Annotated in this window: 14 protein-coding genes; 4 read left to right on the forward strand and 10 right to left on the reverse strand. The window is 43.2% G+C overall.

What is annotated here, in order from left to right:
• Window positions 1–8: 8 nt before the first annotated feature.
• The 7 genes from M2444_RS04960 to M2444_RS04990 form a co-directional block, all read right to left on the reverse strand.
• Window positions 9–1,244, reverse strand: a complete 1,236-nt coding sequence (locus tag M2444_RS04960; RefSeq protein ID WP_280786419.1) for an MFS transporter — start codon at window positions 1,242–1,244, stop codon at window positions 9–11.
• Window positions 1,245–1,398: 154 nt separating this feature from the next.
• On the reverse strand, window positions 1,399–1,872 hold the full coding sequence (locus tag M2444_RS04965) for a MarR family transcriptional regulator (protein WP_280786420.1): 474 nt from the start codon (window positions 1,870–1,872) through the stop codon (window positions 1,399–1,401).
• Between the two features lie 200 nt (window positions 1,873–2,072).
• Window positions 2,073–2,720 (reverse strand): FusB/FusC family EF-G-binding protein, encoded by a 648-nt coding sequence (locus M2444_RS04970; protein ID WP_094869571.1) that lies wholly within the window; start codon window positions 2,718–2,720, stop codon window positions 2,073–2,075.
• A 231-nt stretch (window positions 2,721–2,951) separates the two neighbouring features.
• A complete protein-coding gene (locus M2444_RS04975; RefSeq protein WP_094869570.1) occupies window positions 2,952–3,746 on the reverse strand; it encodes a PHP domain-containing protein in 795 nt (264 codons plus the stop codon).
• Window positions 3,747–3,780: 34 nt separating this feature from the next.
• Window positions 3,781–4,614 (reverse strand): energy-coupling factor transporter transmembrane component T family protein, encoded by an 834-nt coding sequence (locus tag M2444_RS04980; RefSeq protein ID WP_042189505.1) that lies wholly within the window; start codon window positions 4,612–4,614, stop codon window positions 3,781–3,783.
• A complete protein-coding gene (locus M2444_RS04985; protein ID WP_280786421.1) occupies window positions 4,601–6,349 on the reverse strand; it encodes an ABC transporter ATP-binding protein in 1,749 nt (582 codons plus the stop codon). Before M2444_RS04985 ends, M2444_RS04980 begins: the two co-directional genes overlap by 14 nt.
• Complete coding sequence (locus M2444_RS04990) at window positions 6,342–7,220, reverse strand: DUF8171 family membrane protein (RefSeq protein WP_280786422.1); 879 nt, start codon at window positions 7,218–7,220, stop codon at window positions 6,342–6,344. The genes M2444_RS04985 and M2444_RS04990 overlap by 8 nt, the downstream gene beginning before the upstream one ends.
• A 180-nt stretch (window positions 7,221–7,400) precedes the next feature.
• On the opposite strand from M2444_RS04990, the gene M2444_RS04995 reads away from it, so the two are divergent.
• The 3 genes from M2444_RS04995 (at window position 7,401) to M2444_RS05005 (ending at window position 10,858) form a co-directional block, all read left to right on the forward strand.
• Entirely contained in the window at window positions 7,401–8,234 is an 834-nt protein-coding gene (locus M2444_RS04995) for a MurR/RpiR family transcriptional regulator (protein WP_094876047.1), read from the forward strand.
• 236 nt (window positions 8,235–8,470) lie between these two features.
• Entirely contained in the window at window positions 8,471–10,012 is a 1,542-nt protein-coding gene (locus M2444_RS05000; protein ID WP_280786423.1) for a glycoside hydrolase family 5 protein, read from the forward strand.
• 171 nt (window positions 10,013–10,183) lie between these two features.
• On the forward strand, window positions 10,184–10,858 hold the full coding sequence (locus tag M2444_RS05005; RefSeq protein WP_094869564.1) for an SOS response-associated peptidase: 675 nt from the start codon (window positions 10,184–10,186) through the stop codon (window positions 10,856–10,858).
• 146 nt (window positions 10,859–11,004) lie between these two features.
• Here the strand turns inward: M2444_RS05005 and M2444_RS05010 are convergent, their stop codons facing one another.
• The 3 genes from M2444_RS05010 to aroA all read right to left on the reverse strand — a co-directional run bounded on the left by M2444_RS05010 (window position 11,005) and on the right by aroA (window position 14,330).
• Window positions 11,005–11,685, reverse strand: coding sequence for a hypothetical protein (locus M2444_RS05010; RefSeq protein WP_280786424.1), 681 nt, complete (start codon window positions 11,683–11,685; stop codon window positions 11,005–11,007).
• Window positions 11,686–11,909: 224 nt separating this feature from the next.
• Window positions 11,910–12,965: a chorismate synthase gene (gene aroC, locus M2444_RS05015; protein WP_280786425.1), complete on the reverse strand. Its 1,056-nt coding sequence runs from the start codon at window positions 12,963–12,965 to the stop codon at window positions 11,910–11,912.
• An 18-nt stretch (window positions 12,966–12,983) separates the two neighbouring features.
• Window positions 12,984–14,330: a 3-phosphoshikimate 1-carboxyvinyltransferase gene (gene aroA / locus M2444_RS05020; RefSeq protein ID WP_094878834.1), complete on the reverse strand. Its 1,347-nt coding sequence runs from the start codon at window positions 14,328–14,330 to the stop codon at window positions 12,984–12,986.
• Window positions 14,331–14,435: 105 nt separating this feature from the next.
• Here aroA and M2444_RS05025 point away from each other — a divergent pair, with 105 nt between their 5' ends.
• Window positions 14,436–15,344, forward strand: a complete 909-nt coding sequence (locus M2444_RS05025; RefSeq protein ID WP_280786426.1) for a LysR family transcriptional regulator — start codon at window positions 14,436–14,438, stop codon at window positions 15,342–15,344.
• The last annotated feature ends 16 nt before the right edge of the window (window positions 15,345–15,360 follow it).

Raw genomic sequence — 15,360 nt, forward strand, 5'->3', positions numbered from 1 at the left:
TAGGTAGTTTACACATTTACATCCGGACGCTTATACAAGACGAGTATGGCTGCTGCTATAAGGATCATGCCCATAAATGCGGGTGCGGCATGGCCTAGTGATACATAAATCTGACCTCCAATGATAGGCCCAATCATTCTTGCTAAAGCCTGAATAGACTGGCTACCTCCTTGAATCCTACCTTGTTCACTAGAATCGACAGACTTGGAAAGCATCCCGTTAAATGAAGGCCCAAAGATCGAATCCCCAAAGCCAAATATAAACATTCCAGCGATTAAAAGAGGATAGAATGAGAGCAAAGCAGATAAAGCAATAAAACTGTAACCGATAATTTCCGAAGCCATTCCAAGAATTGCTATATGTTTATCACTAAGTTTCTTCAAAAGCTTTGGCATGATCAAACCTTGTGAAATGATGTCTTGGAGACCCATAATCGAAAACATAACTCCGATTAGTGCAGGCTTCCAGCTGAAAGTATCTATCGTAAATTGAGAAAATACTGCCTGTAAAGATCCGTTAGGAATCCAGAGTAAAAAAGCTGAGACTAGCAGCCTATTTAAGTTTTTCGTAGAAAGTAAGTTGGCAAGCTGTGAAAATGGATTTAGTCTTACAAAGGTAATCTCCTTCAGTCTATTCTTCTCGGCAAGGCTCTCTGGCATAAAAAAGAATCCATAAACAACATTCAATAAAGTTATGATTGCTCCAAAATACAAAGGAACAGAATAACCAAACTTAGCAAGTAATCCGCCTATCGTTGGGCCAATGACGGTGCCTACACCTACAACTGCACTCACCCATCCGAAGTATTTGGTTCTCTGTTCTGCAGGAATGATGTCTGCAAAATATGCGAAGATCGTGCTTATGCTCCCGCCTGTTATACCTTCGATTATGCGCCCAGCAAATAGTACCCATAGAGCCCCTCCTATACCAAAAAACAAGTACCCGATGGCGGAACCCAACAGGCATACTAAGAGTAATGGACGCCGGCCATATTTGTCGCTCAAAGCTCCAAGTACGGGGGCTGCAAAAAATACACAGACTGCATAAACCGAGGTCAGCATCGTAACAACTATTGCTTGTTCTCCCGGACTGCTTGTATATGGCTGCACTAAGAAAGGGACGACAGGTATTATGATACTAAAGCCAATTCCGCAAAGAAACACAGAGATAAGACCGAATATTAATGCGTGCTTATCTACGGATTGTCCTGTGTTCTGTTCATTGTGTGATTTAAATATGGACATTTATGTTCACTCCTTAAAGTTGCATTTTGATTCCTAGGAAACATGTTTATCGTATCGCCATTTTGTTTCCTTGTCAACAAAATAATCACAATAAAAATGCAGCCGTTCTCCATAGAGCCCGACTGCATGTGGTTTCATTTTCGTTATTCAAATTTTATTCCAATTTCATATCTTTACCCTGTTTTTTTATTTCCGCATCCAAATGACTACTATATTTTTCCACGAAACTAAGCATACTATCAAATTGTTCCTCGGTTATCTGCTCAAAGACGGCCTTATCCCGCTCTTGAAACTCTTTGTGAAGGTTCTCATGGATTTTATAAATTACTTTTCCTTGCTCAGTAAGCCTAAAATAGATTTCTTTTTTGTTATCCGACTTCTGATAGCTTTCGATCAGGCCTTTTTCTATGAGTTTCTTAGTTAATTTACTTATGGCACCGCGCGTCATAAAAAAGGACTCCGCAAGTTTTGTTACGTTGGAATCCACATTTTTTTCAATGTATTCAATACAATGTACTTCAGAAGATGTATAACCCTTAAGACTGGCTTCCATCTTATCTTTGTTAAGCCAGACCATCTTATTATATAGGTCCCTGACACCCGTTAGGATCTGATCTTCTTTGTTCATGACCTGTCCTCCCACCCGCTCTTGCATTAACATTATTATATCACATTATTTTTTGTTTCTATTTCAACAATATTTAAAATCATTAATTCAGGAATTGAGCGGACAGCAAATAGGGTTTCGAAACGAAATCATTCGTTTCAAAACCCTATTGCTCTATAGTCTGAAGCTACTTACAAAAGCAGCCTTTGCTAATCCTAACATTATGCACGAGTGGAGAGAATGAATCTCTCTAGTGCTGCTGTATCCGTAATCCTATGATTACATGCTTGGCTCTCAATGCAAATATATTGGCCAATGGAAGAGTAATCATCCGGCGAAGATTTCGCAAGCTTGGTCTTGACCGTAAAAAAGGCGAGCTGTTGCTGCCGATTACAGAACAGGCAATACCCCTTCTTGTTCATTGGTGTCATTCTACCTTCAATACCGATAAACTGCCCTTCGAACGGATATACAATAAATAATTTATTGGTAGCAATATCTATCCAGCTCAAATATGTCATATATCGAAAGTCGATGGCTGATAAATCAGGTACCTTCAGCTTCTTATTCTTAGGGAACAACTTCTGAATCTGTTTCGGTGTAATCTGCGGAAAAGGTTCTAAATAAGGCTCTAATCCACTAAGATACTTCTGAAAATCGTATGCAGTCTCAAAGGCTGATATTTGTTGCAGCAACTGCTGCTGACTATCACTTAGTGTTGAAAAAGCTTCTACAACATTCAACGATGAACGATATCTTACCGTCTCCAAGACTCTTCGATCCGCTACAGTTCGCAGTGTTTTTAGAAGGAAGTCTGTTTGTTTTTTAATAAAATTATATTGATGGTTTCTAATAAATGGTGTATTCATTGCTCTTCAGCCCCTTATTTGATATGAAAATTTCATAAGGTGCAAAGCCCATTATTAGAAACGATAATATTTAGTTTGGGCGATCATCCATCCTATCGCACCTCACGCAAAGTATCGCCCTAATTTAGGCTTTGCGTGAGGAACTTCTAGCTAATGGGCAAACCAGCATTAGCACAGTACCACCTCCGATTACATTCACGAAAAAAGTATAACAGGAATGTTTGCCATCGGCTAGACCATGTTGCCAACCTCTGCTTCATCTCTGGAAGGTGCTTCACCAATGAGCTGCTTCAAAAGTTTCTTCATCATGACTGAAGCTTTCACTTTGGTGTGAAGACACGGCGAAAGCTCAATTTCGTAGTTGCCTTGCTTAATGGTTTCTTTCAATTCCTCAACCGTTGAGCAGGTAATATTCAACCGATTCAGAACACTACCATATTGCAGACATTGATGACTATCACTACCGGCAATCACCGGTACACCAAGCTTTTCAGCAAAAGGTGTGATCAGGTTCTTGTAAGTCTCTGCCCCCTGCATGTAAATATCCTTTGCATTGAAATCAAAAGCATCTAATCTCCGAAGCAGCTCTGGATCCAGTTGATGTAATGGCGTAGAGATTCGGAAGGGATGAGCTCCGATTTTCCAAAGCTTATGTTCATCAGCCATGTCCAGCAGATCCTTGAAAGGAATAAAATCCCCCTCCTTCGTATGCTCATCCAGTAAAGCGCGAACAGCTAGAATATTCTCCTTAAGTCCAATCAGCAGAATATGACCCGTCTCCGCGATATCCACCTCCATACCCGGAAACAGTTTAAGTCCGTTTACATCATAATAATGTCCGTTATAAGGATAAGTCTGGTCCAGCGTCTCATACATCGCAAAGAAATTAGAAGTGTTAAAGTGCTCGGTCAAAGCTACTGCCTGTAATCCGTTCGCTTTCGCCTCAAACATCATTTCAGCAAAATATTCAGGGGAAAAGGTTGATTTCTTAGATAATTTACCGTGGGTATGCAGATCAATATTCATGTCTAATTCGTCTCCTTTGAGCTTATGAGTGATGTTAATACACCAGTTTAGGGTAGAGGTAACCGATCCAAAAAAGCAAAATAACATAAACGGTGGATCCGGATAAAAAGTACCAGTCGGACCGCTTCATTTTCAAATAAGATAGCTTAATCTTCTTCACTTTCTTATTGTTAAGACCGTAGCTAAATCCCCGAGTCTCAAGCGCCTCGATCGTGGTCCGGGAACGTTTAGCGGTATTTAGCATGAGTGGATAAAATGCCAGGATCACAATGCGCAAATAATATGTTGCTGTTCTCCAATACAACAAACCATGTTGCAGCGGTCTTTGCCCTCTCAGTCTGAAGGATAACAAAATCTGATGGAATTCCTCCAGTAACGTAGGTAAAATACGATAACCATAAGATAAGCTGAAAGCAAATGTATCTGGAATCCCTAAGGATAGCAGGCCGTCACTAAGTCTTTCCGGATCGAGACTGGAGAACACCGTAATACTAGCTAGTGATATTACTGAGAGCTTAAGTGTCAGCGTCAACATAGGCAGCAACGATTCAATTCCTCCGCCGAAAAAGAGAGACAGGATGAACATCCACCCAATTTGGCTGATTAATCCCAGACACAATATAAAAATAATATACGGGCTGACCCGGGAGAGGACAGTCGTTAAGACCATAAGCACGAACATCCCTAACAAAACTGTACGGTTATGTACGAACCAAGGCACGATGGCAAAGAACAAATACCAAAGTAGCAGCGTTCGCGGGTCGAGCCTCCCCAGAAATGTACTGCTACTGTTATAAGCAGTCCCTAAGAGCTCCAGTTTAATTTGTTCAACAGATATACGGTCAAGTGCCCGTTTAACAGCTTCCATGGATTGTAGCCACCTCCTTTTTCACTTCCACTAGACTTACGAATTCCTCTAAGCTGCTGCAAATTTTGGGCAGACCGAGCATACGGCTCAGCTCCATCAATTGCGTCTGAGCCAGACCCGCCCTCCGTAATAGAAGTCCGTCAGCGAAGATTTCATCTTTCGTTCCGTCAGCAATAATCCTGCCTTGATGCATAACGATAATCCTGGTCGCCCACTCAGACACAAGCTGCATATCGTGAGTCGCGATCACCACTGTCTCAACATGACTGCGAAGCGTTTCCAGCACATGAACCATTTCCTGTTTGGTCGAAATATCCAAATTGGCCGTTGGTTCATCGAGCAGCATGACGGCAGGACGAACAGCTGCACCAATGGCTAGCGATACTCGACGCTGCTGACCCCCACTCAGAAGTCGAGCGTCACGTTCTGCTAATTCATGGAGCCGGAATGCTTTTAGCATTTCTTCTACTCTCTCTTCTGCGTCTGGTAGCTTCCGCGCCTTCAAATAATAAGCAATTTCTTTGCGTACAGAATCCTCAATGAACATTTCCTCTGGGTTCTGAAATACGTATGCTACGGTACCGGAGAGACGCTCGGGTGGCAGACCGTTCACGGTCATCCCTTTCACATTTACGGTTCCAGCTGTAGGTCTGACAATTCCAGCAATCAGCTTCATTAAAGAAGATTTTCCCGCCCCGTTGTTGCCAATAAGAGCAATAGACTCACCCTGCCGCAGTTCCAGCTGAACACCATTCAAGACAGGATGCATCGTCTTATGAATGGTACGGTATGAGAGGTATACATTCTCCATCTGAACGACACTCTTCACTTCCCGATTTACAGTAAGGGACTGCTCCTTCATATAGTCAGATGGATCATTTCTCTGGATCCTATCCTGCAGCAATATCATGTGGGCATTCCCTTCTTCAGCGCTCAAGGGAAGGAATTGGGTTAGCGGCGCATCAGATTGCAAGAGCCAAGCTGCCCGAGTCACATCCGGGGGATAAATGCCCAGCTCCAGCAGTTCTTTTACAGATGATAAAGCTTCGCGCACCGGCTTCTGCCAGCACATTCTCCCCTTATCCATCAGGACGACATTCTTACAATAGTCGGCAATAAATTCCGCATGATGTTCGATCACTACAATGGTCTTCCCATGCTCCTCATTCAAACGGCGCAGAATATCATAGATATGGCGGGCATGCTGCGGATCCAGCTGAGCTACCGGTTCATCAATGACTAGAATTTCTGGATCCATCGCTAGTGCTCCGGCTAAAGCGAGCAAATGTTTTTGCCCGCCACTCAATTGCCAGATGAATTCATTTCTTAAATCGCTAAGTCCGGTTAGTGCCAGTGCCCGCTCTCCCCGCTCCCTATAATCGGCAAATCCATAATTAAGTGGCGTAAACGACACATCATCTAGGACCGTCGGACGCACTAATTGATTCTCAAAATCCTGATAAACATACCCGATATGCCTGGAAAGCTCAGCTACACTTTTCCCATCCGCCGGTTGTCCACAGATCGTCGCCTCTCCAGTGAAGTCCCCTGTGTAATAATGAGGAATCAAGCCATTAAAGCATTTACACAGCGTGGATTTTCCCGAACCATTACTACCTATAATGGCAATGAAATCTCCTTCTTCTAGCCGCAAAGATACATCTTGCAGTACAGGTTGTTCGGCTCCCGGATAAGTAAAGGTGACTCCATTCAGTTCGAGGATTGATTTACGCATCTACTTGACCCGCTTCCTGTCTTTTACGTGCTGACCGCCGAATCAGGGATATAATCGCCGTTGCTGCAACAATTGCCGCTACCAGCATACTTAGCCAGATTAAGCTCTCTTCATTCGACTCTGCCCAAGCAAACTCAAAGTCACCAAAGTTCCATCCGGATTCCGAGAGCAATTCTGATCCAAGCGCAACCATGACCAGAATCGTTCCAAAAATAACTAGCTTAGGAGATAGCCAAGCCCCTGTTGCATATTTCATGTTCCGTTCTCGCGGCTTCATACCAAGCAAAGGTTCAATTTTCCCATATAAACGTGGGACCAGATACATAGTTGGAATTAGGGCGAACAAGATACCGGAGAAGAGTACGTCGTTCAAAAAGCCAACCCCCTCGATTACAACGATACTCTCTGCCAGACCTTTAACAGCTTCAAGTTCTTCTACACCCACCCATACCTTCACTATATCCACAACGGAGCTGAAGAACTGGTGAATTGCTACACCAGTAATCGCCGCCACTCCAACCTGTCTACGATTCTTCGGATCGGTTACCATACGGCCAGCAGTATACATCGCTAGTGAGAAGGTGATGAATTTCTCCAATTCGCCCAGCCCGCCAAATTGACCTAACATCAGTTCCCCAAAGATCACTTCACCCACAGCTGCCCCAATGGCCGCATACAGTGGATGAAACAGCATACATAAGGTCAAAGGAATGAATGCGAAATATTCAATCGATAATTCAATGGGGCCTAGTTTGATCCCAGGCACAAGCTCCGTAAACATATTGGACAAACCGTAAAGCGACATCGACAGTACAAAAATCATCATTTTTTGTGACTGAGTCAACGTGTAGCGCGTTTTTATCGTACTCATGAATATTTGACCTCCCTACAAGAATTTATCTTCATTATAAGAAGGTCATGTCAGCACAACTTTTACCAATTGTTAAATGGGAGTAATATTTTTTTCAGTATTTTTAACGTTGTAAAAATATTTACAACATCTTCATACGTTATATTCTATTTAACACTTCATATTAGGAGGAATGAGAGATTGTATAAAGATTGGAATCGCCGCGCCTTCTCACCAAATCAACGAATAATTGCTGACTTTATTCAGAAAAATGAGCAACGTGTAGTCTATATGACGGAACAGGAAATGGCAGATGAACTTCAATTAAGCATTGCCTCCGTCTCGCGGTTCTGGAAAGCGGCTGGATTCAAACATGCCAAAGATTTCAAAAACCGGCTCCGTTTCCGCTTTGAATCCACCCCTTCCATAAAAATGCGTGATGCCATGCAAAGATCGGATGATCGTTCACTTCCTCAAGTGCTGCTGGACAATTGCTTACATCATCTGCAAGAGACACGCCGCTATTTGAGCGACGAGGCGCTGCAGCGTGCAGTAGTAGCACTATCTGCAGCTCGCATTGTATATGTATATAGCCCAGGCCCTTGTGCTGGACTAGCCGAGCTGATGATTTATCGAATGGCGCGTTTTGGACTACAGATGAAAAAAATGGCCCCCAGCGGACACGAACTGCTAGAGTCCTTAATGCATGCTGATCAAAAAGATGTATTGCTTGTCTTTGGATTCGTTCAACTGTTACCTGAAATCGAAGTGATTCTGGACCAAGCACGTGAAGCTAATTACCAGGTCATCCTGATCACTGACAGACTTGTGTATCCTCGATCCCAAGATGCAGGTATTGTACTGTATGCCGGGAGAGGTGAGGTTTGGGAGTTTCACTCCATGGTCGGTCCCACATATATTATCGAGAATCTGATTCTTGGGGTGGGTTTAGCAAATAGAGATAGTAGTCTAAGCAAATTAGACAAATTACAGCAGCTAAGAGCACAGTATGGAGGGAAGCTTCCGAGGAATTGAGTTCTTAATAAAAAACAATTTTTAAAGCGAAATTTAGTCAATTGCATAAAATAATCATACGCTTTCAAAATAACATAATGCTAATATAATAACGATAAATCCAAAGAAATTAGTGAATTCATGAACGCACAGTTAAATATGACTCCCTCATTATTCTAACAATAGGAGGTGAACGGACGTTACCAGTATAAACTTAATGAGGGTTTACATAAATAAAATTCATGAGGTGGTTTTTGGTGATTTTACGCAAGTGGTCAATTACATTTGTAGCATTCTTACTGATTTTCACATGGACCGGACAACTTTCGAACAAAGCACATGCTGCGAGCGGATTTTATGTAAGCGGTACCAAATTAATGGATGCTACAGGACAACCATTTGTTATGCGAGGAGTCAATCATGCGCACACATGGTATAAGGATCAATTGTCTACCGCAATACCAGCCATTGCTAAAACTGGTGCCAACACGGTACGCATTGTATTAGCGAATGGATACAAATGGACGATTGATGATGTGAATGCCATCAAAAATATCATCAGCCTCTGTGAACAAAATAAACTAATTGCCGTTTTGGAAGTACATGACGCAACAGGAAGCGATAGTCTATCCGATTTGGACAACGCCGTTAATTACTGGATCAGTATTAAAGACGCACTGATTGGCAAAGAAGACCGTGTACTCATAAATATAGCTAACGAGTGGTACGGAACATGGGATGGAGTAGCCTGGGCTAATGGTTATAAGCAAGCTATTCCTAAATTACGAAACGCCGGTCTAAATCATACGCTGATTGTTGATTCTGCTGGCTGGGGACAATATCCAGATTCGGTCAAAAATTATGGGACGGAAGTACTGAATGCGGACCCGTTAAAAAATACATTGTTCTCTGTCCATATGTATGAATATGCTGGGGGCAATGCAAATACCGTCAAATCCAATATTGACGGTGTGCTGAACAAGAATCTTGCGCTGATTATCGGCGAATTTGGCGGACAGCATACAAACGGTGATGTGGATGAAGCCACCATTATGAGCTATTCCCAAGAGAAAGGAGTCGGCTGGTTGGCTTGGTCCTGGAAGGGCAATAGCAGTGATTTGGCTTATCTTGATATGACGAATGATTGGACAGGCAACTCCCTCACCTCGTTCGGCAATACCGTTGTGAATGGCAGTAACGGCATAAAAGCAACTTCTGTGTTGTCCGGCATTTTCGGAGGTGTAACTCCAACCTCAAGCCCTACTTCTACACCTACACCTACTCCTACTCCTACACCTACACCTACTCCTACACCTACACCAAGCCCGAGTCCGGGAAATAACGGGGCGATCTTATATGATTTTGAGTCGGGAACTCAAGGTTGGTCGGGAAACAATATTTCGGGAGGACCATGGGTCACCAATGAATGGAAAGCTACGGGAGCGCAAACTCTCAAAGCCGATGTCTCCTTACAATCCAATTCCACGCATAGCCTATATATAACCTCAAATCAAAACCTGTCCGGAAAAAGCAGTCTGAAAGTAACGGTTAAGCATGCGAACTGGGGAAATATTGGCAACGGAATCTATGCGAAACTATACTTGAAGACCGGGTCCGGGTGGACATGGTATGATTCTGGAGAGAATCTGATTCAATCGAACGTCGGTACCACTTTGACACTATCCCTCAGCGGCATTTCGAATTTGTCCGCAGTCAAAGAAATTGGGGTGGAATTCCGCGCCTCCTCGAACAGTAGTGGCCAATCCGCTATTTATCTAGATAGTGTGAGTCTGCAATAATTTATTAAAACTGTTAAATAACAAAAAAGATAAACTGCGAGGGGCCGTACCTTACGGCTCCTTTATTACTGTCAACCACAGGATTCGGGTCAATTAATAGGCGACCTCGGAAGCCATGAATAATTTACCTCCTTTTACAAACACTACGAAACAAAAGGAGGCTGATGTTTCATGTGTCAACGTTTTTCGCTAGCGGCCGAACTGCAGGAAATTAGGGATCATTTTGAAATTAACCGAGTGATGTACTACTATAAAGACCGCTATAATATTAGTCCCACGCAGGATATGCCGGTAGTTTTACAACAGGATGGTGAGCGAATTCTAGATGAGTTCCGCTGGGGATTCGTTCCTTATTGGGGAAAAGATGCGATCAATGCGGATCTCCGAAACGTGCATCAGAATCCAACCTACCGCAAGATGGTGGACAAGCATCGTTGTATTATCCCGTGCAATGGATTTTATTATTGGAAAAAGGAAGGCAAGAAGACTTATCCAGTTCGGGTAGTCATGAATAATCGCAGTATGTTCGGAGTGGCTGGTCTATACGAAATTTGGCGGGATACGCGCGGGGAGCCTCTTCGTACCTGTTCTCTGGTCATGACTGATGCCAATCCACTGATTAGCGAATTTGAGAGCCGGATGCCGGCGATTTTGTCCCCACAGGATATCACTCGATGGCTTGATGAGGAGACAAATGATCTGGAAGCACTGAATCCGATTCTGCGGCCTTATTCAGCAGATGAAATGCAGGTGTACCCAGTTACCCCAATGATTAACGACAACAGGAATGACTCGGCCGATTGTATCCGGGAAATGGATCTGAAGGGCTCCTGGGTAAAACCTTGAGATACTAGTAGAATTGGATTAGAATACCTTAATAATGAAGCAGCGGTGCTAGGGCGGGAAACTAAAGCCTTAACATACCGCTGCTTTTATTGTTACCGCTGAATATTGAAAGCAAGTTGCTGCTCGGATCTCTATTCTTCTACTGTCTACTTGACGGAGAGTTCGGCTTCATATTGTTCAAGCTTTTCAAAAACACCATCCACCCATTCTTGGTCATCCCATATTTGTGGATTGTCAAAGTTTCTTTCCGCAGGGTGACCCGTTGTGAAAGTATCTACACCATCTTTGTAGCCAAAGTACAAATCAACAATTTCCAATGACTTATTTGAAGATTGAACTAACAGTGTGCAAGTCAATCCAGAACCTTCGTTTGAAAAAGGTAAGCTCAGATAGTAAAGATTCTTATCAATTTTATTAATCACTTCTTCATTAAACTCATTATCGAGACCGAAATTCACACTACTGGCACCGTTCAATGCCTGCTTTTGTGTTAATTCCAACATTTTATCTGTGAATTTAAGAAGATTTGCACTCGAGATGTAATTCTCAAAGGATACAGTTTCTTGTTTTGCAACAGCTCCGGTATAAAGATTAACGAAGGCTTTTCCAAAGGTCACAATAGAATCATAATCTTCTTCATTGTTCTGATCTTCTTTTATAGAAAATTTACGATTAGCCAATTCACTTAAGCTTTCTGCCACTAATTTCTCTGACGGTTCAACAGATGCTTCTATCTTCGATATAGCTGTATTTGGATTGTCTTTTATTACGGTAGGGTTTAAAACAAATAACATCAATACTACAATTCCTAACGTGAATATTCTCATAAAACCACCTTTTTCAACCCGTTCTTTGTTTCTTTTTGAAATATTACTGGTGCTCTGTCGTTGTCCATTAACGCCCCTCCTTTATTTAGTATTGCATAAGTTCTTTTCCGCTTTTCTAATTCCATAATATACTAGATCAAGTTTCTATATGGGGTAAAATCGAAGTGTGAACAGTAAAAAGCCCATTAGCGCAATATGTGCTAATGGGCCATGCCGCTTTTATATCATCCAAGCATAGCAGCTTGTCGTTTGTATTGATCCTCCAGTACTAAACAAGCCATAGCCTCTACCACAGGTACGATTCTCGGACAAATACAAGGATCATGTCTGCCTTCGGTGCGTATCTCTTGCTCTTCCCCTTTAATGTTAGTCGTTTGCTGTGGCACAGAGATGGACGACGTCGGTTTTACACTGATCCGAAATACGATTTCTTGTCCGGTGCTAATCCCCCCGATGATTCCTCCGGAATGATTAGTAAGAAAGCCCTCGCTATTCCTCGCGTCATTATGCTCACTACCCAGCATCGTTGCCGCTTCAAAGCCAGCTCCAAATTCTATCCCTTTAACAGCACCAATGGACAGCATAGCTTTCGCCAGTTCTGCATCCAATTTATCAAAGACCGGCTCTCCAAGACCCGGAATCACGCCACGAATACGGCATTCCACAATACCTCCACAGCTATCTCCAATCTCGGCTAACCCCTCAATCTTTTTAATCATCTTCTCAGCTGCAATAGGATCACAAGCGCGGACAGCATTTTGTTCAATCATTCCCTCATCGAAGGATTCACACTTTATGCCTCCGATTTCTTGCGTGTATGCTACTACCTGTACACCTCTTCTCTCTAACAACTTACGAGCTATCGCACCTCCAGCCACTCTTGCCGCAGTTTCTCTACCAGAAGCACGTCCGCTTCCACGATGATCCCGAATCCCGTATTTCTCTAAATAAGTAAAGTCGGCATGGCCCGGACGAAAAGCGTCCTGAATCTCGCTGTACGCTTCTGGTCTCATATCGTGGTTTTGAAGAACTACAAAAAGCGGCGTACCTGTTGTTTTTCCCTCAAATACTCCTGATTGTATGTGGACAACATCATATTCTTTACGAGGAGTAGTTACTGAAGATTGGCCCGGTTTTCTCCGATCCATCTGTTTCTGTATATACGCTTCGTTAATCTCGACACCAGGTGTTACACCATCCACTATGACACCTACCGACACACCATGTGACTCACCGAAGGTTGTAATTTTGAACACTTCACCGAATGTATTTCCTGCCATTATATATGCACTCCTTAGTTAGTATTGGACCTGTACGCCTAACGCTGACAAACGGTCAAAATAATCTGGACAGGTCTTGGAGACACAACCAGGGTCGATAATCTGAATATTCTCAATCTTCAAGCCAATTAAAGAAAGCGCCATAGCCATCCGATGATCGTCATGAGAATTTAGTAAAGCTGGGATTGGCTGACCCGGATATACCGTTAGACCATCCTCAAACTCTTCCACACGTATTCCGAGCTTACTTATTTCCTCGCATATCGCGGCTATCCGATCACATTCATGATGTCTGATATGTGCGGCATCCTTTAGCGTGATTGGACCATCTGCAAAAATAGCCATAGCAGCCATGGTTAGTGTTTGATCCGACCACTTCTTCATACTCACTGTGAATCCACCCTTAAGCCGTGGGACACCTTGTACTTCAACAAAATTCTCCCCACGAAGAACGGTACAGCCCATTAACTCCAGAACGTCTAAAAACTCGATATCAGGTTGACTTGTATGGCTTGCATTGATTCCTTCAATTCGAACACGGCCTGCCGTAAGCGCCGCAACAGCCCAAAAGTAACAGCATGTGGATACATCAGGCTCTAAAGTGATCGTATGACCGTGATACTTTCCTGTAGGAACCGTTATCGATTGACCATCCTGAGATGCTTCTGGTGTTACACCAAAGGAGGCCATCATGGCAAGGGTCATCTCGACATAATCTCTTTGCACAACTTCTCCATCTATATACACGGTCACCTGGTCCTTGGCATACGGCGCCGCGAGCAGCAATCCACTAATAAATTGACTTGAAGTGGAGCCGGGCAGCGTAGCCCTTCCTCCTTGCAGACCTTTTGCCTCTAATGTAAAAGGTAAACAGCGCTCTACTTGTTTATACTCAAATTGTGCACCAAGGGTCGTTAATGCGTCGAGTAATGGAGCGAGTGGACGCTCACAGAGTCGTTTACTTCCATTCATTGTCCAAGTACCCGTCCCTGCCGCGAGTGCAGCGGGTAAGAATCTTGCAACCGTACCTGCCGCTCCTACATATAGCTCACCAGTCGGATTCGGCCAGTTGCCGCCACATCCCTCCACAACAGCTGTCTCTCCTTCTATCATAACGGGAATCCCCAGTTTCATTAACGAATCAATACACCAGTAAGAATCATCACTTTTTAATATACCCTTTATTTCTGAACGTCCTTCAGCCAAAGCAGCGATTACCAAGGCCCGATTCGTCAGACTTTTGCTTCCTGATATGGTTATCGTCCCATTGATTTCCGCTTTCGCTGGGCTAATCTTCACTATGTGTTTATCGCTATTCGTTGACCATGGAGAACGTGCTTCTAAGTCCGGTTGATTGGATTCCATTTCATCCCCCCCTTTGAATTATTCCTCTAGCCTGATTATAATGAATGAAATGTAATAAATGAAATTGGATTTTTACCATAATGATATAGAGGTGATCTATACCACATGTTCAACTTGGAATGGTATCGTATTTTCTGGCAAACGGCACGTCATCGTAATTTAACAAAAGCTGCAACGGAACTGCATATTACACAGCCTTCTGTGAGTTATGCCATTAAACAATTGGAAGAAGCCTTAGGACTGAAGCTGTTTCACAGGCTGTCCAAAGGTGTAGAGCTTACCGAAGAAGGGCGAGCGCTATTCGAATATGTGGAGCAATCCTTTTCCATGCTGGATTCAGCACAGAAGCATCTGGAGAGCTTGAAGCAGTTAAATGAGGGAGAAATACGAATCGGAGCCAGTGATTATCTGATCAAGCATCTTTTGTTGCCGCAGTTGAACACCTTCCATAGCACATACCCAGGTATACGAATCCGTCTCTCTCACGGGAAGACGCCAGACATCACTAAGCGTTTAAAAGATGGCGAGATCGACTGCGCCTTTGTCCATATGCCTCTTCACGATCCACTGCTAAATATACAGACGCTGGCTGTGCTGGAGGATTGTTTTGTAGTAGGAGAAGCCTATCAAGAATTAGCGAGTCGTTCACTAACCATGAGAGAAGTGTCAGAGCTTCCTTTAATCCTATTTTCTCAAGGGAGCAGCACTAGAGTATTTGTTGAGCAATGGTTTGCGACTAAGGGATTATCGGTAATCCCAGATATCGAATTGGGGAGTATAGAACTGCTAGCAGAGTTCGCTAGATTAGGGTATGGGGCAGCTTTTATTAGCCGTTCTTTCGTGCAAGAGGATCTTCATAGTGGAATACTTTATGAACTGAAGCTAGACGATCCGTTGTTACCTCGCAGTATAGGCTTTGCAGTACGACGGGATCGAAAGCTGTCTGTTGCGGCTGAGCATTTCGTTCGGATGATTGGTGCGAAGTTATCAGAGGATGTTAAATTCTTTGACTAAAAAAGCAAAAAACACC

The organism is Paenibacillus sp. PastF-3 (assembly GCF_029893135.1).
GTDB classification, from domain to species: domain Bacteria; phylum Bacillota; class Bacilli; order Paenibacillales; family Paenibacillaceae; genus Paenibacillus_AQ; species Paenibacillus_AQ nitricinens.